The organism is Carnobacterium sp. CP1 (genome assembly GCF_001483965.1).
Taxonomy (GTDB): domain Bacteria; phylum Bacillota; class Bacilli; order Lactobacillales; family Carnobacteriaceae; genus Carnobacterium_A; species Carnobacterium_A antarcticum.
Genome location: NZ_CP010796.1, coordinates 1,241,781 through 1,262,602, shown reverse-complemented (window position 1 = coordinate 1,262,602; position 20,822 = coordinate 1,241,781). Strand labels below are relative to the sequence as shown.

At 37.4% G+C, this 20,822-nt stretch carries 14 protein-coding genes and 1 tRNA gene; 9 read left to right on the top strand and 6 right to left on the bottom strand.

Annotation, left to right across the window (positions count from 1 at the left end; translation table 11 throughout):
• Positions 1-263: 263 nt before the first annotated feature.
• The 5 genes from NY10_RS05935 (at position 264) to NY10_RS05915 (ending at position 7,533) form a co-directional block, all read left to right on the top strand.
• The gene (locus NY10_RS05935) at positions 264-2,444 is read left to right on the top strand and encodes a Tex family protein (RefSeq protein ID WP_058919100.1); all 2,181 of its coding nucleotides are present in this window, start codon (positions 264-266) and stop codon (positions 2,442-2,444) included.
• 258 nt (positions 2,445-2,702) lie between these two features.
• Positions 2,703-5,207 carry a bifunctional lysylphosphatidylglycerol flippase/synthetase MprF gene (gene mprF, locus NY10_RS05930; protein ID WP_058919099.1) on the top strand — a complete coding sequence of 835 codons (2,505 nt, stop codon included), beginning with the start codon at positions 2,703-2,705 and terminating at the stop codon, positions 5,205-5,207.
• A gap of 26 nt (positions 5,208-5,233) precedes the next feature.
• A complete protein-coding gene (locus tag NY10_RS05925; RefSeq protein WP_058919098.1) occupies positions 5,234-5,710 on the top strand; it encodes a SprT family protein in 477 nt (158 codons plus the stop codon).
• A gap of 104 nt (positions 5,711-5,814) precedes the next feature.
• Positions 5,815-7,230, top strand: a complete 1,416-nt coding sequence (locus NY10_RS05920; RefSeq protein ID WP_058919097.1) for a glycosyl hydrolase family 28-related protein — start codon at positions 5,815-5,817, stop codon at positions 7,228-7,230.
• A gap of 218 nt (positions 7,231-7,448) precedes the next feature.
• A tRNA-Leu gene (locus NY10_RS05915) sits at positions 7,449-7,533 on the top strand.
• A 184-nt stretch (positions 7,534-7,717) separates the two neighbouring features.
• Here the strand turns inward: NY10_RS05915 and NY10_RS05910 are convergent.
• From NY10_RS05910 to NY10_RS05900, 3 genes are read right to left on the bottom strand one after another with little or no spacing between them, the layout of a single operon-like run.
• Positions 7,718-8,866, bottom strand: coding sequence for a pyridoxal phosphate-dependent aminotransferase (locus NY10_RS05910; protein WP_082664198.1), 1,149 nt, complete (start codon positions 8,864-8,866; stop codon positions 7,718-7,720).
• Between the two features lie 31 nt (positions 8,867-8,897).
• Positions 8,898-9,620, bottom strand: coding sequence for an amino acid ABC transporter ATP-binding protein (locus NY10_RS05905; RefSeq protein WP_058919096.1), 723 nt, complete (start codon positions 9,618-9,620; stop codon positions 8,898-8,900).
• Entirely contained in the window at positions 9,613-11,076 is a 1,464-nt protein-coding gene (locus NY10_RS05900) for an ABC transporter substrate-binding protein/permease (RefSeq protein WP_058919095.1), read from the bottom strand. Before NY10_RS05900 ends, NY10_RS05905 begins: the two co-directional genes overlap by 8 nt.
• Before the next feature lie 408 nt (positions 11,077-11,484).
• Here NY10_RS05900 and NY10_RS05895 point away from each other — a divergent pair, with 408 nt between their 5' ends.
• From NY10_RS05895 to NY10_RS05880, 4 genes are all read left to right on the top strand, one after another.
• Positions 11,485-13,128, top strand: coding sequence for a response regulator transcription factor (locus NY10_RS05895; protein WP_058919094.1), 1,644 nt, complete (start codon positions 11,485-11,487; stop codon positions 13,126-13,128).
• An 18-nt stretch (positions 13,129-13,146) separates the two neighbouring features.
• Entirely contained in the window at positions 13,147-14,901 is a 1,755-nt protein-coding gene (locus tag NY10_RS05890; RefSeq protein WP_058919093.1) for a cache domain-containing sensor histidine kinase, read from the top strand.
• A 199-nt stretch (positions 14,902-15,100) separates the two neighbouring features.
• Positions 15,101-15,778: an MgtC/SapB family protein gene (locus NY10_RS05885; RefSeq protein ID WP_197408983.1), complete on the top strand. Its 678-nt coding sequence runs from the start codon at positions 15,101-15,103 to the stop codon at positions 15,776-15,778.
• A 111-nt stretch (positions 15,779-15,889) separates the two neighbouring features.
• On the top strand, positions 15,890-16,498 hold the full coding sequence (locus NY10_RS05880) for a YdhK family protein (RefSeq protein ID WP_058919091.1): 609 nt from the start codon (positions 15,890-15,892) through the stop codon (positions 16,496-16,498).
• A gap of 126 nt (positions 16,499-16,624) precedes the next feature.
• Here NY10_RS05880 and NY10_RS05875 read toward each other — a convergent pair whose 3' ends face one another.
• From NY10_RS05875 to NY10_RS05865, 3 genes are all read right to left on the bottom strand, one after another.
• A complete protein-coding gene (locus NY10_RS05875) occupies positions 16,625-18,604 on the bottom strand; it encodes an ABC transporter ATP-binding protein/permease (RefSeq protein WP_058919090.1) in 1,980 nt (659 codons plus the stop codon).
• A 189-nt stretch (positions 18,605-18,793) separates the two neighbouring features.
• The gene (locus tag NY10_RS05870) at positions 18,794-19,453 is read right to left on the bottom strand and encodes a TetR/AcrR family transcriptional regulator (RefSeq protein WP_058919089.1); all 660 of its coding nucleotides are present in this window, start codon (positions 19,451-19,453) and stop codon (positions 18,794-18,796) included.
• A gap of 279 nt (positions 19,454-19,732) precedes the next feature.
• The gene (locus tag NY10_RS05865; protein ID WP_058919088.1) at positions 19,733-20,641 is read right to left on the bottom strand and encodes an osmoprotectant ABC transporter substrate-binding protein; all 909 of its coding nucleotides are present in this window, start codon (positions 20,639-20,641) and stop codon (positions 19,733-19,735) included.
• Between the last annotated feature and the right edge of the window lie 181 nt (positions 20,642-20,822).

Sequence of the window (20,822 nt, the reverse complement as noted above, 5' to 3'; positions counted from 1 at the left end):
GACAAGAAAGCGGAAGAGAATCGTTAGCTAGAGCTTATCTAGCTAATAAATGATCCGAGAAACAGATACCAATTCGTCGTTAGAAGGTGTTTATCTCATCATCGTGCTCAAAAATAAATTGGCATTATGAAGTAGTTTGTTGTCCAATCGGAAAATTTTCAAATTCGAAAATTTCACTGTCTTGAATTTGGCAAGGTTTGGTTAAATGCGCCTACTTATGCTAAAATAGAACGAGTAATGCGGAACGAGAGAGGAAGAAACGAATGACTGAAACAAATGATAAAATGATCTTAGATCTATTAAAAAAAGAACTAAAAACGTATTCAACTAAACAATTGACAACCGTTTTAGACTTACTGGCTGAAGGCAATACTGTGCCTTTTATTGCACGGTATCGAAAAGAAATGACGGGTACATTAGATGAAGTTCAAATTCGAGAGATTGAAGAACGCCACACATACTTACAAACATTAGAAAAACGAAAAAGCGATGTTATTCGAACGATTGAAGAACAAGGGAAGCTAACTCCAGAGTTAAAACAAAGCATTGAAAAAGCGGGTAAAATGCAGCTGGTAGAAGACTTATACCGTCCATACAAACAAAAGCGCCGTACGAAAGCAACAATTGCAAAAGAAAACGGCTTGGAACCTTTTGCAGAATGGCTGCTGACTTTTCCACATGCAGATATTTTAGCAGAAGCAGCCAATTATGTTGTTGAGGAAGAAGTCAAATCCGCAGAAGAAGTCCTTGCGGGAGCTCACGAAATTATTGCTGAAACGATCAGCGACGAGCCGCGTTATCGAATTTGGCTTCGAGAATTTACTGCCAAAAACGGAATCATGACTACGACCGTGAAAAAACAAGAAAAAGATGAAAAAGGCGTCTTTGAAATGTATTATGATTACAGCGAACCGGTTCATAAAATGGTTTCTCACCGGATATTGGCGATGAACCGAGGCGAAAAAGAAGACGTCTTGAAAGTGGCTTTGCTTATCGATGAAGCACGTGTTTTCAGTTATCTTCATAAGGAACTTATTAAAGATGAAGCTTCTCCAGCAACACCTTATGTGACTGCTGCTTATGAGGATAGCTACAAACGGTTTATTGGTCCATCAATTGAACGTGAGATTCGTTCAGAGTTGACAGAACAAGCAGGCGAACAGGCCATTAATATCTTTGGTGAGAATCTGCGCAATTTATTGCTGCAACCGCCATTAAAAGGCAAAATGGTGCTTGGTCTGGACCCTGCTTATCGGACCGGTTGTAAACTGGCAGTTATTGATCCAACAGGTAAAGTAAGTGCTATTGATGTTATTTATCCGCATAAACCAGCTGGGAATGAAGCTCGCGCACAAGCGGCTAAAAAATTCAAAGAGATGGTTGAACAATTCGGTATTGAGATGATTGCCATTGGAAACGGAACAGCGAGTCGTGAATCAGAGACTTTTGTAGCTGAGAACTTGAAAGAAATCGAACGAAAAGTTTATTACGTAATCGTTAATGAAGCAGGGGCATCTGTTTATTCTGCTAGCGATGTTGCACGTCAAGAGTTCCCTGACTTACAAGTGGAGCAACGAAGTGCGGTCAGCATTGCCCGGCGTTTACAAGATCCATTGGCTGAATTGGTTAAAATCGATCCTAAATCTGTCGGCGTTGGGCAATACCAACACGACGTATCGCAAAAACAGTTAGAAGGACGATTGGATTTTGTTGTGGAAACAGCTGTTAACCAAGTTGGAGTTAATGTTAACACTGCAAGTGCGCAATTGCTGCAGCACGTTGCGGGTCTAAATAAAACAACTGCTAATAATGTTGTAACCTATCGCGAAGAAAATGGACGTTTTGAAAGTCGAGCGCAATTAAAAAAAGTTCCGCGTTTAGGACCGAAAGCTTACGAGCAATCGATTGGGTTTATGCGTATTGTAGATGGAAAAAACATCTTAGACAATACCGGAATCCATCCTGAAACCTATAAAGAAGCAAAAGAAATTCTTGAAACAGCGGGGTTGACGTTGAAAGATGTCGGCAGTATGGAAGCGAAAAAAGCGTTGGAAAAACTTGATATTAATGAGTTAGCTGAAAAAATTGGTTTGGGTAAAGAAACCTTAAAAGATATGCTGGCAGCTTTATCTATACCAGGCCGTGATTTGCGTGATGAAATGCCCGCACCGCTATTGCGTACCGACGTATTGGGAATGGAAGACTTGCAAGAAGGTATGGAAATGGAAGGTACGGTTCGGAACGTTGTCGATTTTGGCGCTTTTGTTGATATCGGTGTTAAACAAGATGGCCTAGTCCACATTTCGAAATTAAGCAAAGGCTATGTGCAGCATCCGACAAATGTGGTCGCTGTTGGCGATGTTGTGACCGTTTGGGTAGAGGATATCGATGTGAAAAAAGGGCGAATTGCCTTGACCATGTTGCCGCCTAAAAAGAAAGACTAAACGAGCAAGCTAACAAGTAGATAGGGAAAAAGAATAGGGCAAGAAAAGCGGTTGATAATGACTGCTTTTCTTGCCTTATTTTGGTTGCAGTGGACGCTTGCAAGATTATATAGAGTATAAAGCCGTTTAGAAGAGCCGAAACTATTTAATTTTTAGAAAAATTGTATAATGTAGCTATACACTATATCTAGTTATTTTTAACACTTAACGAAAGAATTCTTTTAAGTTAGAGATTGATTTTAGTGGGAGGTATAGACCATGACAAGAGCGATCCAGTTTATTAAAGAGAAACAAGGTCTGTTGAAAAAGCTGCTTTCGATCCTTATATTGATTGCAATTATTGTACTGACCCGGCTTGAATTTAAAAGCATCGATATTCTTTCGTTAAGGAGTTTGCTGCGAAGCCTTTCGCTTACTGAACAAGCTATAATTCTCTTATTAGGTTTGGCTGCTTTTTCGTTCACTGCTGTTTACGATATCATTTTGTCAAAGTATTTTAAGCTGGCATTGCCATTAAAAGAAACCTTTAAAATCGGCTGGACTGCTCAAGCATTTAATAATTTTATCGGTTTTGGCGGATTGACCGGAACTTCCCTAAGATTTAGTTTATATAAAAAAAAACAAGTGTCCGATGCAATAGCTTTAAAGATTGGATTATCTGCACTCGTTTCTCCTATTGTTGGGGTATTTATGTTAGTACTATTAACAATTGGAAATCTGGGAAAATTACAGGGACATAAATACGGTTCGTTGTTACTGCTCATTTGTTTATATGTTCCCTTTTATCTGTTTTCTGGGAAGTTGAAATTAGGGCGTTTTATCGATGAACATTCGCCGTTTGTTTATTTAACCTTGAAGGTGAAATCGTTCATTCTATTGGTCTCTACTATCGATTGGTTAGCCGCTGCCCTGTTTTTTACCTACCTAGTAAAACTATATGAATCTTCATTAACTTACCCCATAGGCATTTTGATTTACGCTATTTCAACGATTGCCGGCATTGCTAGTTTCTTGCCGGGAGGAATCGGGACGTTTGATGTGGCTTGTATTTATTTATTCAGCCAACTAAATTACGATACAAATGGCGTCATATTGAGTATCCTGATTTACCGGATCGTCTATTACGTTGTTCCTTGGCTCGTTGCCCTTTTTATTATGCTAATTGATTTTTTACGTGAAAAGACCTCTTTGATCTCGCGCAATGTTATGATGCAAATCGAAGTAAAAGCGTTGTCGTTCAGTGTGTTGTTTGGTGGGGTAGTCCTGATTTTATCGGTTGATACACCTGATTTGGTTTCACGCGTGCACCTTTTGGAAGAAATCGTTCCTAAAGACGCACAAAATTTTTCGAGGATCACAACGTTAATAATCGGTATTTTGTTGATCGTGTTATCCAAAGGTTTGCGCGAAAGAGTGAAGACGATACATCATATTTCGATTGGTTTATTGCTTATCGGAGCAGTAACCTGTCTGATCAAAGGTCTAGATTATGAAGAAACTTTACTGATGGTTTTTTTCGCCGGATTTTTATTCTTCGCTCGAGACTATTTTACAAATCAAAGTATGGAACACACGAAAAGCAGTATCGCTGCAACGATTGGATTGGTTACAGGATTGCCGTTGATCTATGCAGGAATATACAATGCCACACATGGTATTTCTTTCTTACATGATACGGGTGCCTACAGTTTTGTTTATTTGAAAGAAAATAGTTGGAAGTTTCTGGTTTATGAGATCGTTGCGGTTTCAATTGCTCTGCTGTTACAATATAGCCAATCGAAAAGAATCGTATTTACACCGGTAAGCGAAGAAGATGTCACTAAATTCGAAGTGTTTATCAAAAAATACCCAGCGAATGAATACACCCATTTATTTTATTTAAAGGATAAAAATGTTTTCTACAATAGCTTGAACGACGTTTTGTTCCTTTATCGGCCAACGGGCAAATATCTGTTGGTCTTAGGAGACCCAATCGGCAATCCAGAACACTTTGAGGATGCTGTTGATGAACTGCTTAGAACCGCGCAAAAGTATAATATGTCTGTTAATTTTTACGAAGTAGAAGGAAAAAACTTGGAATTGTACAGCAACCAAGGATTTAGCTTTTTAAAAATAGGAGAAAATGCTAAAGTTGATTTATCGGATTTTTCATTTAAAGGGAAAAAAAACAGTGATTTACGCCATATCAGGAATCTTTACACAACAAAAAACTTTCAGTTTGAAGTAGTCTATCCACCGTACACTGAATCCTTTCAACAAACGTTAAAAACCATTTCTGATGAATGGCTAAAAGGCAGAAAGGAACATCAATTTTCGCTAGGTTTTTTTGATCTAGAGTATTTATCAAGAGAACCGGTGGCTATTTTGAGCAACGAAAAAGGCATTCAGGCGTTTGCCAGTATCTTGCCGATTGCCAATTCACAGTCTATTTCAATTGATTTGATGCGGTTTAGAAATAAAGCACCTAGTGGAACAATGGATGTGTTATTTATATCATTGTTTGAATGGTCTAAGAAAAGCGGGTATCATTCTTTTAATTTAGGTATGGCGCCCCTTTCAAATGTAGGAAATGAAGCTTATTCTCATAAAAAAGAAAAATTAGTCAAATATGCGTATGATTTTGGCAATAATATTTATCGTTTTCATGGATTGCGTTCTTATAAAGAAAAGTTTCATCCAGAATGGAGCAATGTGTACATTGCTTATCGAGAAGAATACAAACTGATCAGTGTATTACTAGCGTTGATCAAAATATCAAACTAAAGAGAGAACAGCAGGGAGAGAATCGGTTGGATCAAAAAGAATTACAATCATTAGTAGAAGAACTGTCTCTGACCTATTTTGGACGAGCTTTCAATCATCAAGCAACGTTTAATGCACGGTTGCGGACAACCGGCGGACGTTATCATTTGTTGACCCATAATTTAGATTTTAATTTAAAAATATTAACAACATTTGGTCTGCCCGAATTCATCGGTGTGATCAAACATGAGTTGTGCCATTATCATCTTCATTTGACTGGAAAAGGATACCAACACAAAGATGCCGATTTTAAGCAATTACTGAAACAAGTAGGAGGAACACGTTACGTTCAATCACTGGCGCCAGTAAAAAAGCCAAAATCTTTTTGGGTTTACCACTGTCTAAAGTGTCAGAATGCTATTTATAGGCAACGACGTTTTGACACGAAACGCTATGTTTGCGGAAAATGCCAAGGAAAATTGGTTTTACTAAACGAAACTCAGAAAGTAAAGCTCGAAAGCTAAATGGATTTAAAGAGGAAAAGGAAATAGAAAAAGTAGCGTAAATCAACTATCTAATACTCAATAATATATTATTAACCTATTATTTATAGAAGAGAGGCGAATCCATGAATCAAGCAGCTGTTATTCAAGAATTGATAGCGGAAACTTTTCCAGATTACCAAAACAATTCAGCAAAACAACAAGCGATCGGTGAGACGGAATCACTGTTTTCTCTCTTAAAAGGGATTAGCCCCCCAAAAAAATCCAGCGATAGGTTTTTTAGCAGATCCCTATTGTCGAAAGCGAAAAGAGATTTTACCGTCGATCCTCCAGTTTCAGTAGACAGTAACGGACAAATTTATCCCTATTGGAAAAAACAGTTGGATCATGCACTACGTCAGTTGAGTGAACGAGTCCAAACAGTCTCGCTGCTGGATTTCGGTGCGATTGGAGATGGGAAATTTGATTGTACCCAAGCTTTTAAAAAGGCTATCTCCAGTGGAAAACGCCGGGTCTTGGTTCCGCCTGGTGTTTACCGCACAAGAGGACTCAAATTGCCTTCTTATACCGAGTTGATCGGAAGCGGAACGGCTAAAACCAAGTTGATTTTAGTAGAAACAGCGCCCAAAAGAGAACGGTTGATTACCAACCAGCAGTATTTAAAAGGCAATCATCATATTCGCATCGAAGGAATGGAATTGGATTGGAATGTGAACCGACTATCTGAAAAAGAACGGACAGCTTCAGGCGGAACTGCTTCTAGTGGAATCACGCTAGCTCATGTGAAGTATGCCGTTATTCGCAACATCACCATTACGGATCCAGGGCTTCATGGCGTTGATGTGACTTCAGCTATTTACGATTATTCTGGCGATGGTCAACGAGCACGGCTGGGCAGCCGGTATATTTGGGTAGACCAAGTAGAAGTTAAGGGATTCGGTGATGACGGCATTACCACTCATCATAGCGATGATATTCTAATTTCAAACTGTTTTTTGCACCATCCAAGCGGACGGGCACATAAAGCAGGATTTTCTAATTCAAATGGAATAGAAGTTGATGATGGTTCTCAACATGTCACCTTAACGAATAATCTCACAGCGTATTGTTTCGGCGGTGTCGAAATTAAAGCTCATGAAACCAGCTCAGCAGCCTCAGATACACAATTGTTTGGGCATTATTCTTACCATGATAATCGCTCTTATAATTTCAGACATATTGGCCATCATCAAAAGGCTGATGCACAGACTCAATCAGCTTTTGGCATTCGTGGAACATATTTGGCTGCTTATTTTCCAAAGAAAACAGATCTCTACCTGGCTTCAACGCCAAGGGCTTTAGTGATATCAGCCTATCAAAAAGTAGCGATCAATCACTTCTTAGCGAAAACAACAGCAGAAACAGCTCCGGAAAAAATTGCCTTGTCAGTTCAATACCGTGCTGGAGAAGTTTATTTGAAAAATGTTCAATTGGAAAATTACGAAACAGCTAAAAAACCTCTACGGATCAGTCGAGAAACTGGAAGAGTAAGGATAGGCTAATATCAGAATAAAGAGGTGTCTATAGTTGTGTTGCTTAACTGGAGAACATCCTTCTGAACAATCGGCGGTGTTAAGTGAGATACACCGCCGTTTTTGTTGAATTCATCGATTGACAGAGTAGATACGGATTTGTATACTTGATTAGTAAGAGAAAAGTGCTTAAAAATCATAATAACGATTGTAATAAGCTGTAACTGTTGATACAATAAGGATGTTAAGCGGTCGTGGCGGAATTGGTAGACGCGCCAGCTTGAGGGGCTGGTCGAGAAATTCTTGGTGGGGGTTCGAGTCCCCCCGACCGCATATTGAGAATAGCAAGTTAATAGGGTTTTACCCTTACAGGTACTTTTTTCTCTTTTATTAAAAGGGAGAAAAGTACCTGTTTCTTTGTGAAGAGAGAAATGCAGGACCCTTTTTAGCAACTTGTTTTTGATTTTCTAAAAAGGAAGAGTGCTCGTTCAGAATTTGAACGAGCACTCTTATTTTATTAAAAGTTTAATTTTTCGATTCGATCAAAAGCTTCTTTCAATAATACAAGATTTTGTGTTGCTGCAAGTCGAATATATTGAGCGCCAGATTCGCCAAAAGCTTTGCCTGGAATTACGAGGACTTGAGTTTCTTTTAATAATTTTTCTGTAAAAGCAACAGAATCCAAATTGGTTTTTGAGATATTAATAAAAGCATACATACTGCCTTTAACTGGATGCAATGACAAAAACGAAATTTCAGCGACACGCTCAGCAATATATTCAAGACGTTCTTGGAAAACAGAGGTCACTTTAGGCACCAATTCATCTGCATGGTCTAAAGCATAAATTCCAGCACGTTGAGAGAGAGTTGGTGCCGAGTAAGTAATGCTTTCGTTGATAAGTTTGGCGGCTTCATTTAAATAGTCTGGGGCAATCATATACCCAATTCGCCAACCTGTCATCGCAAATGCTTTTGAAAAACTGCTGAAGGTAATTGTATGTTCAGGCGCGAATGTTGCCATAGGGACAAAATCATCATAAAAAGTAAAAGCTTCATACACTTCATCAGATAAAATATAAAAATTGTGTTCGATAGCCAAGTCAGCAATTTGTTTGAAGAGTTCCGGACTAAAAACGGCGCCCGTTGGATTATTTGGCGAATTGATGATGATAGCTTTGGTTTTATCTGTAATAGCAGATTTTAAAAGTTCGATATCAATTTGAAAACCATCTTTTTCATAAGTTGGCATGAAGACTGGAATCCCACCAGAAAAAATTACTTGATCCTTGTAAGGAGAGAAGTAGGGCTCGTGAATAATGACTTCATCACCAGGATTTAAAATAGTTTTCAACGTCAAATACATACCATGAAGTGCGCCGACTGTAGCCCGAACTTGATTCGGTTTGAACGTTAATTGGTAATGTTTTTCATAAAAATCAATCACTGCTTGTAAAAAGTCTTGGCTGCCGCCAGAAGCCGTATACTTCGTATGTCCTTGTTTTGCTGCTTCGAAGGCAGCATCAATGATAGCTTCATCGGTGATTAAATCTGGATCACCGATCGATAGATCAATGAGGTTTTCTGTTTCACTTGCGAGTGTCGCAATTTCCATCAGAATGTTTTCATCAGGAAACTGGTGAGCTAAGGCTGTATATGTTTTATCCACTTTTAAAACTCCTTTTCGATTTGCTTCTGCTTTATAGTACTTTGCTTAGAAAATCCTGTGTTCGGGCATGCTGCGGATTAGAAAAAACATCTTTTGGTTTTCCTTGCTCAACAATCATTCCGTCATCCATAAAAATCACTCGGTCAGCTACTTCACGGGCAAAGCCCATTTCATGCGTAACAACGACCATAGTCATACCGCCTTCAGCTAAGTTCTTCATTACAGCTAATACTTCGCCAACCATTTCTGGATCCAACGCTGAAGTCGGTTCATCAAACAACATGACGTCAGGTCCCATCGCAAGCGCACGAGCAATCGCTACCCGTTGCTGCTGACCACCAGATAATTGGACAGGAAAGCTGTCGCTTTTATCGCTTAGGCCAACTTTATTCAATAATTCTAAAGCATTTTTTTTGGCTTCTTCAGGATTTTGCCCTTTAACTTTAAGTGGACTGATGGTTAAATTTTCTACAACCGTTTTATGTGGAAATAAGTTGAAGCTTTGGAAAACCATTCCCATTTTTTGACGCAATTCATTGATGTCGGCATTCTTTTCTAACAGATTTTTACCTTCAAATTCAACGCTGCCCTCAGTTGGCTGCTCTAATAAATTTAAACAACGGAGGAAAGTACTTTTCCCGCTGCCAGAAGGGCCAATGATAACAACGACTTCACCAGTTTTGACTTCTAAATCAATGCCTTTTAATACTTCATTTTTACCAAAATTTTTCTTTAAGTTTTTAATATTAATCACTAGTATTCATGCCCCTTTCAGCAAAACCTAATAGACGAGATAAAGTAAAAGTCAAAATGAAATAAATGACCGAAGCAATCAAAATAGGTAAGAAGGGCTTGAAACTAGCACCGGTTACCACACCTGCTTGGAACATTAATTCAGATACTCCAATGACAGAAACAACAGAAGATTCTTTGATAACAGAGACAAATTCATTTCCTAACGCAGGTAAAATATTTTTAATGGCTTGTGGAAAAATAATATAGCGCATGGCTTGTGTATGGTTCATGCCTAGAGAACGAGCAGCTTCTAGTTGGCCTTTGTCCACAGCATTGATTCCAGAACGGATAATTTCGGCCACATAGGCACCGCTATTTAAAGCAATCGCGATACAACCAGCAGTGAATGCTGAAAGATCTAGACCTAGAAATGGCGAACCAAAGTAAACTAAGAAGATTTGAACTAAAAGTGGTGTGCCACGAACGTATTCAATATAAGCAACGGAAATAGCTTTTAAGGGAAGCTTCTTCGATAATTTCATTAAAGCCAGCGCACTGCCGATTATGGAACCGAAAAGTACCCCGATGAAGGCTAAGACTACTGTATAACCAGTTCCTTTAAGGTAATACGAACCGTATTTCTGGAAGAATGGACGATCGTCTCCCATATGAGTCGCAGCTTCTTCAATATAACCTGGTAAAAGATTTTCGTCACGAATGACTTTGATGGTTGAATTGATTTTTTCTAATAAATAAGGTGCTTCTTTAGAAATGGCGACAGCTGTTTGTTTATCCGCATCCTCAAATTGGACATCGGCAAACATAATATCATTATTTTGAGAAATATAAGCTTCCGCAACAGGTCCTTCTAAAATAATCGCATCAACTTTCTTTTGTTGCAGGTTAACGATAACGTCAGGTACTTTTTGAAGTGAGACAACAGTTGAACCGATTAGTTCGCTATGAGCTAATTCTTCTTGTGTGGATTGTTTTTGTGCACCTACTTTAACACCGTTGAAATCATCGACACTTGTAAAGCGATCTTTATCGGTTTTCCGAACGACAACTCTTTGCTGTACATCCATATAGGCGTCAGAGAAGTTAACTTCTTTTAATCGTTCAGGTGTTGGCGACATTCCTGAAATAATAATATCGATTTTGCCAGTTTCCATAGCCCCTAACAAACCATCGAATCCTAATTCTTCAATTTTTAATTCTACGCCTAAATCATCAGCGATCTTTTGGGCAATTGAAATATCGAAGCCAACGATTTTATCTTGCCCATCTACGGTAGCATGAAATTCATAAGGAGCATAATCGGCAGATAAACCAACAATCAACGAACCTCGTTCTTGAATTTTTTCATAGACTGGATCAGTATCCGCTGCAGAAACGGATGTGAGAGGTACTAAAGTTAATAGTAGTGTCATAACAGAAAACAGGATAGCAACTAAGGTGTTTTTTTTATTTTTCATTTATCTTTCGCTCCTTTTTTTATCTTGTTTCATACTATAAATGAAAGTGTGATAATATACAATCTTTATTCTTAATAAACATTATTTATGCATGGTTAAATACAATTCGAACGATTGTATTGATGAGTTAAATATCTTAATAATGCTTTTATTTATGCATTGTTAGGTTTTTTTTGTTTGGTTGAACTAAAAAAACACAAAATATAATATTCATTAAAATATTCATTTTAAAAAAGTTGTTATTTAGAAAGACTCATTACTAGAAGCTTAAAAGAAATTAAAGGCTAAAAAACAGCTGAATAAAGGCAGCAACTATGAAAAAATCAGAAGAATAACTTGATTGGTATTGAATAAATGAAACCGTTTACGTAGAATGGGTTTATAAGCTCTAAAAAGGGGGAAGCAGGGTTGTATTCAATTATGCTAGTAGATGATGAACAGGATATTCGTCAATCCATTATTGAACTCGTTCAATGGGAAAAAATGGGATTCCAGATTATTGGAGAAGCCAGTAATGGAGAAGAAGCATTAGAAGTGATGGAAAGCAACGTTCCCGATATATTGATCACGGATATTAAAATGCCGATTATGGATGGTATTGAGTTGTCTAAACGAGTAAGGGACGAAAACCCTTCTGTTAAAATTGTATTTTTAAGTGGATATGAGGATTTTGAGTATGCAGTCAGCGGCATAAAATTAACGATCCTTGAGTATTTATTAAAGCCGGTTTCCATTAGTGATTTAGAGAATATGCTTAGAAAAGTACGTAGGAAATTAGATGAAGAAAAACGGTCAGCAAATGATTTAGTGACTATTGAAAAAGATTTTTTGAAAAAATTTGATGTTAGTAAAATGTCGTTTTTGATTTCCTTGATTACTGATAATTACAGCGACGTATCAGAAAGTGAATTCAAAAAGCTGCTTCAAACTTATCAGTTAAATCTTACTGGAGAAAGGCAAGTCTTGCTAAATATCACTATTGATAAATCTTCTTTTTCAAAAAGTACTATCGGAAACCAAAACTTAGAACTTACGAAGTTTTCATTAACCAATACTGTCAGGAAAATAGTGGATAAGTATGTGCAAAGCGAAGTCTTTACTTTCACGTCAAACAGTGTTGTTATTTTATCTGATACAAAAGAAAATATCGAAATGTATACGGATATTCTTGTGAAAGAAATTAACGAAAGCGTACAAAAAATATTTGGATTTTCTATCGGTATTGGAGTTAGTGAAGAATATGTACGGATTTCAGATACAAAACGTGCTTTTCAATCTTCTGTTTCAGCTTTAAATTACCAGACAGCGCTTGGAGGAGACAAAGGAATTTATATTTCTGACATTGAAACCGTTCAGCAAAATGAAATAGTTTTTGATGAAGTTAACGAAGCGAAATTGGTTTCACTGATTAAAATAGGATCTAAAGATGAATTAGAGACTTTTATAGATCATCTATTCCAACGATTTTATTCCGGAATGAATAGTCAAGAACACCTTAAAATTTTTTTGATGGAATTATATGTATCAGTCTTAAAAGCCTATAAAACAACGATTTCAAAATACGATTCAGATATGCTTCAACAGGTGGAAGTTATTTCTGAGATTCATCACTATCAAGACAATCAAGTCATTAAAGAATGGTTTAAAAACTTTTGCTTGTCGACCATTGCAATCATCCAAGAGCAGCGTAAAAAGAAAACGGATTCTTTAGCTAAGCAAAGCTATGATTATTTAGCTGAACATTACTCAGATCCTTCGCTTTCTTTAAAACAAGTCAGTAAGCAGATGTTGATCAGTCCTAGTTATTTCAGTTCACTTTTTAAAAAAGAAAATGGGCTTTCTTTTACAGATGCATTGGTCAAAATACGCATGGAAAAAGCTAAAGAGCATTTATTGACGACTGACCATAAAATATTTGAAATAGCAATAGATTCAGGATATACCGACCAGCATTACTTTTCTTACTGCTTTAAAAAGTATTTTGGCGAATCGCCTAACAAAATCCGAGAAACATTCAAGAAAAATAAGCTTCTGGTCGAAACGAAAAGCTAATGGGAGAAATGAGATGAAATGATTCGAACCATTAAACAGATACTCAAAACAGTAATTGAGAGATTTAAAAGCTTGCGTATTATTTTAGCTTTATCATTAGGCGTCATCTCTATTTTTACGATTCTATTATTTGCCGGTTTTTTATCGGTCACTTTTAAAGAAACGTTGATCAATACCACTAAAACCACTACTCAACAAAGTGTAGTGCAATCCAGTATCACATTAGCTAACGAAATAGACAACATGACCGGAATGGCTTATGGCATCTTGGATGAATTGAAGAGTTCAACGTTACAAAAAAACGAAATAGCAGAGTTATTAGGGATAAGCTACCGTTTAAATCGCAATGTCGTATCGATTGGACTGATAAATGCTACAGGTCAATTAGTAGATTATGCACCGTCGCAATATACACCTAAAAAGGGAGCAAACGTTTATGAACAAGACTGGTTCCAAGAAGACTTGACACCAAACCAATTTTCTTTTTCATCTCCTCACGTACAGAACCTATTTGAAAAAAACGACCATTGGGTTTTATCGGTTACAGCACCGGTCATAGTAGATAAAGAAGAGTATCTGCTCCTAATTGATTTTAATTTTAATTCGTTAGGGAGCTATTTTGATAAAGTATCCATTGGAAAGAGAGGCTATTCTTTTATTGTAGACAGCCAAAATACACTAGTTTATCACCCACAGCAACAAACCAGACAAATAAACGCTAAAGAAGAAAATCTTGATTTTATCATAGATAAGCCGGATGGCGTATACATAACAGCGAATAAAAAAGATACGGTTGCCATTGCGTCAGTATCTTCAACCGGTTGGAAAATCATTGGGGTTTCCTATTTGCAAGAATCAATCAAAGAAGCCATGCAAGAAGTTCAAGGATATATGTTATGGGTCTTTTTTGTGATTGTTAGTTTAATCGTGTTGATCAGCATAGGAGTTTCTAAGTACATTGCACAGCCGATTACCAATATGGTCAAAGTGATGCGGAACTCAGATGAGAACCAATTTGATGTTTACACAGATGAAACCCGCTTCACTGAAGTCCAGCAGCTGTCAGGATCTTATAATCATTTAATTGATCATGTCAAAACGTTGATGCTTCAAGTAAAAGAGGAACAAGAAGAATTAAGGAAAAGTGAAATGAATGTTTTGCAAGCCCAAATCAACCCACATTTTTTGTACAATACATTAGAATCTATATTATGGATGTCAGAACGTGGAAACAATAAAGGAGCTTCTGAAATGGTTGCGGCACTCGGAAAGTTATTGCGCATTTCATTAAGCAAGGGTAATGATTTTATCTCTCTTCGTCATGAGTTAGCACATGCCGAGAGCTATCTAACCATTCAACAAATTAGATATAAGAACCAATTTCAGTATTCATTCGAAGTGGACGACACCATACTGGATTGTCTAACAGTGAAAATCATTCTACAACCGTTTCTTGAAAACGCGTTGTATCATGGCATTGAACGAATGGTTGACGAAGGACACATTGCTATCAAAGTGTTCGATAAACAAACCAAGATTCTGATACAAATCATAGATGATGGTATTGGAATCTTACCAGAGACACTTAATGAAATCGAAGCTGGGAAAAATAGCGGAAAAGTCGGCATTGGCATACGCAATGTTCACCAAAGAATTCAAATTTATTTTGGAAAAGAATATGGAGTAGAAGTTAAAAGCGAAATGGACGAAGGTACAACAATCAATATTTGGTTGCCAAAAATCGTTCGAGAAGAGAAGGGAAAAGAGGAGTAATTCAAAAATCTTTATTGCTTACCCCTAGGCTGATGGGAAGCCAATCATCCGCATCCTATTAGTTTATTTTCTATTAATGGGCAAAGCAAAAAACAACCTAAATTTATCAGTATCCTTTACAATGGGATATATAATAGCAAAAAACGATGATAAAGGGATTTAACGTTAAAGAGATAAAAGATGTGAGGAAGCGATGCAGATGAATAAAATTTTTTTCCTGAGATTAATATTAGCCAGTGTTCTCGGGGGAGCTATTGGAATCAATCGTGAGTTGCGCGCAAAAGAAGCCGGTATAAGAACACATTTTTTAGTTTCATTAGGAAGCGCATTAATAATGATTATTTCTCAACATGGCTTTAATGATGTGATTGATTTAGCTGGGTATGAGCTGGATCCGGCTAGGGTTGCAGCTCAAGTAGTAAGCGGAATCGGTTTTATTGGAGCTGGGATGATCATTATTCAAAAACACACGATCAAAGGACTGACAAGCGCAGCCGGAATATGGACAACAGCTGGAATTGGTTTGACAGTAGGCGGAGGTTTGTACTTTGTAGGAATCAGTGCGACTATTTTAACGCTTATCGGTTTTGAATTGACCACAATCATTTTCAAACAAATTGGCACAAAAACTACTGCTTTTGTCGTTTCGACAACCGAAAAAGAGGCGTTGCAAGAAGTCATCCAGCTGCTTCGAAAAAAGCACAAATATCTTCAAAAATATGAAGTGTCGGATAAAATGACTGGAGATGAAAAAGTATATTCTGCGACTTTTGAAGTGCGATCTAACAGTACGCGAGACGGAACGGTTTTGTTGGAAGAAATACAAGCTATTCCTCATGTGATCGTAGAAAAAGCTGATTTTTCTGTAGGCGAGTAAGCCAATCTTTTGACAGAAAACCGGAACATAGATAAACTGAGCATAGTTTAAAACAGCAACTGTAAGCGTTTAATTCTGTTGAATAGGACGTGAATAGAAAGGAAGAGTGTAATGAAAAAAAGAAAAATTTTAATGGGGTTGGTCACTTTGACTACTCTAACCGTTTTATCTGCTTGTTCATCCGGAGACAATAATGAAAATTCTAGCAGCGAATCAAGTATCGATTCCATCATACCTTCAGTTTCTAGTGAAATGAGTGATGCTGATATGGAAAGTATGGAGAGCATGGAACATGAAGATTCAGGAGAAATTCCAGATGGACTAAAAGAAGCAGAAAACCCTAAATATAAAGTAGGCGATAAAGCGATTATTGAAACAACGCATATGGCCGGTATGAAAGACGCTGAAGCAACGATTGTAGGTGCATTTGACACAATAGCCTATGAAGTCACTTATACTCCGACCAATGGAGGCGAAAGAGTAGAAAACCATAAATGGGTCGTCCAAGAAGAAATTGCGGATGCAGGTCAAGAAATGTTGGAACCTGGCACTGAAGTAGAGTTGGAAGCGAATCATATGGAGGGCATGAAAGGCGCAACAGCAACTATTGAAGACGCAGAACAAACGACAGTTTATATGATCGATTATATGCCGAAAAACGGCGGAAAAGAAGTCAAGAATCATAAATGGGTGACAGAAAGCGAACTTTCGGAAAAATAAGGTTTCAATAAATTAAACGAAAAGAAAAAACCATTCCGATAGGGTTCAGAGAATACTGAGCTCCATCAAGAATGGTTTTTTTATAGAAAATTATAGTTAATTGTTTTTTTAATTTACTTCGTTTAGTTAGTCTCGTCTTAACGATTCAACTGGATCTAATTTCGCAGCCTTAGTAGCTGGCATGACACCGGCAATCATACTGATCACGATACTTAAAACAATTCCAGCAATAGCAAACGTAGGTGTCAATGTAACAATACTGACATCGAATAAGTTATTGGTGGCAATGTTGGCTACTAAAGCCAATAGAGCAGCGATACCAACACCAATTGCTCCACTGAATAAGCCAATCAAAAATGATTCAGAAACGAAGATACGACGAATATCTTTTTTACGGCCGCCGATAGCTTTGATAACTCCAATTTCTTTCGTTCTTTCGACGACACTGATATACAAAACAGTTAAAATCATAATCGCAGAAACAACCAGAGAAATTCCGGCAACACCTGATAAGATGTACGTAAAGATATCTAACATTTCACTAAATGTAGAAGCGAGAGCTTCGGTAGAAGAACCTTCGTAACCCATTTCGCTTACATCGTCCTTTATTCCTTGAGTTGCGTCTTTGTCGTTGGAGATCAAGTAAACGACATTAGGCTCAAGTGACTCACCTTCATCTTCTAAATAGTTAGCTAGGCTAGTGTAATCTAAATAAATACTATCCATTGCTGCAGCAGGACCAGCAGCTGTATCACTGCCATAGATGCCGCTAACGATCAAATCTAATGTAAGAGCTTGTTCGTTTACGATGGTTTCAACAGTGATAGTTTTTCCTATTACTTCATCATCAAACGTTTGAGCTAAGTTATTAGTAATCATGACTTCTCCCTCAGCAGGCAAGGATCCTTCGAGAATATCAGAGCTGGTGATCATGGAAGATACTGTAGTTAAATACATGAAGGGCGCTTTAATATCATTAAATGTTGCATTATTGGTTCCAATTGAAAAACTTGTATACCCTTCTTCCACATCCGAAACGTTTTTGATACCGGCCAATTCGTCAATGTTTTTTTGTTCGAAAGGCGTTTGTTTGGTCATACTCATAATAGGATTGGCTTCCATCATCTCATTAGCAGGCGTGTCTGCTCCAGCTGACTCTTCTGGCGGCATATGCACTTCGCTGACTAACGGGTTGACTTGACTGTTCATTGTACTTGTCAAGTAGCTGTTTACGCCACTACCCAAAGATAACATTAAGATGACACTCATAATGCCGATACTACTGCCTAAAGCAATTAGGAGATTACGCGATAATTTTTCTTTCATATTTAGCAAAGCCAATTTAGCGGCTCCAAATATACTTAAGTTTTTATTGCGATTGGTTTTTTCGGTTTTAAAAACATTTTCTTTAACATGCAATTCGATACCAGGCTGATCGTTGATAACTTTACCATCGTCAATCGTTACCACACGGCTTGAATGAGCAGCTACTTTTTCTGAGTGAGTAACCATAATGACTAATTTGCCGGTTTCAGCAATATCTTTAATGATTTCCAAGACTTGCGCTGCAGTTTCAGAATCTAATGAACCGGTTGGCTCATCGGCAATAATAATATCAGGATCATTTACTAAAGCACGCGCAATGGCCACCCGTTGTTTTTGTCCGCCAGAAATGGCATCGGGTTTTTTATTTAATTGTTCTTGCAAACCAACTAAAGCCAATGTTTCTTTGGCTCTTTTTTCACGTTCAGCTTTGGGAACATTAGAAAGCGTCATGGCTAAAGCAACGTTATCCAAAACGGATAAATGCGAAATTAAATTAAAGCTTTGAAAAACGAAACCGACTTTTTCTTTATGGTATTCGGACAATTCACTTTCAGAATAGTGGCCAATGTTTTTCCCATCCACTAGAATTTCGCCATCAAAAGTAGTATCTAAACCACCGAGCAAATTCATTAAAGTAGATTTCCCACTTCCTGATTCACCAATGATGGAAACCAATTCGCCTTTTTCAAAAGATAAGTTGATGTCTTTTAAAGCGTGAAAGGTTCCTCCGCCGCCTATTTTATAAAATTTGTTGATTTGTTTAAGTTCCATTACTGACATACGTATATTCCCCTTTACCTTTGTAACTTGCTTTTAAGCAACTATTTCTATAAAAATAGCAACAAAATAAAAAAAGTGAGTGAACACTCACTTTTCGCTAAACCAATCGTACACCTCATATAAAAAGAAGTCAAATGAAAAAGGCAAGCAACCGAATTCATTCTAAAAAAAGTTATTCTTAATGACACATTAGTTTTCGTTTTTTTGTAACCCTTTGATAATAAACCGTTCAAGGTAAATGAGTTCTTTAAAGAACTGATCTTCCGATTTTGTTTGAGGAGAGATGTCTTTTTCAGAAATATAACCCATAATAGAAGACATAATAAAACGGAAGATAACAGGATTCGGCCAATCTTCGATTTGCCCATTTTTTTTGTAATGATCCAATATGTTGAAAAGCGAGGTCAAGGTATTATTCGGTACCAACGCCAGCATTTTTTTTCGCATGTCGTCATGATAAATGAGCTCAGTAAAGAAAATTTTTGTCATTTTATAGTGTTGATCAACTACTTGCAGTCGGTCGTAAACGATGTAATGTATAAAATCTTCGAAACTGAGTTCTTTTAAATTAGGTTGTTCAGCTTCTGCTTTTTTGATCATTTCAGGTAAAACGTCGGTCATCATTAAAGGAATAACCGTTGCGTACAACAAGTTTTCTTTATTTCCAAAATGCTTGAAAATCGTACCTTCAGCCACATTAGCTTGTTTGGCGATTTCACTCGTAGATGTATTGGCAAAACCTTTTTGTGAAAAAAGATCGATACTGACGTTTAAAATTTGCTGTTGTTTTAAAGTCATTTTTTTGTTATTGCTTACTTTCTGTTTGAACAATTCAATAAAAGAATCCATCGTTTGTGTCACCCGCTTTAATTGTAATTAGTGATTCATCTCTTACATCCTACTCTATTAAGAATCGTAAATGCAAGAGGTTGGGACAAAAGTCCCAACCTCTTTTGCATATCCGAATATTTATTCTAGAACGTGTTCCAAAAAGCAGACCCGACGTCCACTTCACGAATAATGCTCGATGGTCTGTGACCATACTGCGCTTATTCGTTCCATTGATTCGGGTCTAAACGCTTTTTGTCTCACTCCCTTTAAAACGAAGCTATTCAGTTTGCTTTCTAACTAATTTTCTTCGAAATAATTATTTTCTATTAAAAAGTTTTCTGCAACAATGGAAGGTTCCGTTAAGTTGTTGTCTGCTTGATAATTCAAATTCTGCATGGTTTCTGTTGTGATCTTTCCAGTTAATTTCGATAACGTAGCTTTTAGTCTGGGATATTTATTTAAAATTTCTTCGGTAGCAACTAGGCTGGCATCATAAGAGGGGAAGAACTGGTGATCATCTTCAAGAATCTGCAAATCGTAACTGCCGATTCGCCCATCTGTGGAATATCCTAAAACAACGTCCATCTCGCCAGCAGCTAGAGCATCATAAACCAATCCTATTTGCATTGGATAAACGCGTTTAAAGTCAAAGCCGTACTCTTTAATGAATGCAGGGTAACCATCTGCTTCTCGTTTCAGCCATGTGGCGTCGACAGCTGCTTCTAAGTCGCCTGCGACAGCTTCTAAATCACTTATAGTCGTTAAATCATACTTTTCAGCGGTTTCTTTAGTGACCATAAAAACGAAGTTGTTAGCAAATCCATAAGATGGAAAGTACACATGATGGTAACGTTCATAGAATTCTTTTTGAACTAATGCCATAGCTTTTTCAGGATCCTTTTCAGCAGGAAGTTGAAGCAGCCCGGTCACATCCGTTCCAGTATACCGCGGAGCAGCAATATCGACATCACCGCGTAATAAAGCATTGTGATTGATATTAGCAGAACCCAAATTGCTGACGATTTCAACGGGCAGGTCTAAATCATGCTCGATCATACCGCCTACAATACTTGCTAGGATTTGAGATTCTGATGTAACACCACCGGCTACTTTGATACTGTCTTTACCTGAACCAAGACCTGGTAAGGAACAGCCACTCAACACAAACAACATTAAGGCAAACAAACCAACGATTTTTAATTTCATATTTTAAATTCCTCCAAAAAAATTCTTAACAAAACATTATGACTTTACAGCTTCTTAGACAAGTTCTATTCTTTCCAACCTTTTAAGTATACCATTTTTAGCCTAAAAGATAAGAAATAGTTGCAGCGTATGACATTCCACTTACAGGTCACTTCTGTTATGATGGTAATTAGCATAGAGT

Excerpts from the sequence above, each read along its gene's own strand:
- NY10_RS05880 (WP_058919091.1), top strand. The coding sequence starts at position 15,890 with ATGAAAAAAAGAAAAATTTTAATGGGGTTGGTCACTTTGACTACTCTA.
- NY10_RS05920 (WP_058919097.1), top strand. The coding sequence starts at position 5,815 with ATGAATCAAGCAGCTGTTATTCAAGAATTGATAGCGGAAACTTTTCCA.
- mprF (WP_058919099.1), top strand. The coding sequence starts at position 2,703 with ATGACAAGAGCGATCCAGTTTATTAAAGAGAAACAAGGTCTGTTGAAA.
- NY10_RS05900 (WP_058919095.1), bottom strand. The coding sequence starts at position 11,076 with ATGAAAAATAAAAAAAACACCTTAGTTGCTATCCTGTTTTCTGTTATG.
- NY10_RS05870 (WP_058919089.1), bottom strand. The coding sequence starts at position 19,453 with ATGGATTCTTTTATTGAATTGTTCAAACAGAAAGTAAGCAATAACAAA.
- NY10_RS05885 (WP_197408983.1), top strand. The coding sequence starts at position 15,101 with ATGAATAAAATTTTTTTCCTGAGATTAATATTAGCCAGTGTTCTCGGG.
- NY10_RS05890 (WP_058919093.1), top strand. The coding sequence starts at position 13,147 with ATGATTCGAACCATTAAACAGATACTCAAAACAGTAATTGAGAGATTT.
- NY10_RS05935 (WP_058919100.1), top strand. The coding sequence starts at position 264 with ATGACTGAAACAAATGATAAAATGATCTTAGATCTATTAAAAAAAGAA.
- NY10_RS05865 (WP_058919088.1), bottom strand. The coding sequence starts at position 20,641 with ATGAAATTAAAAATCGTTGGTTTGTTTGCCTTAATGTTGTTTGTGTTG.
- NY10_RS05875 (WP_058919090.1), bottom strand. The coding sequence starts at position 18,604 with ATGTCAGTAATGGAACTTAAACAAATCAACAAATTTTATAAAATAGGC.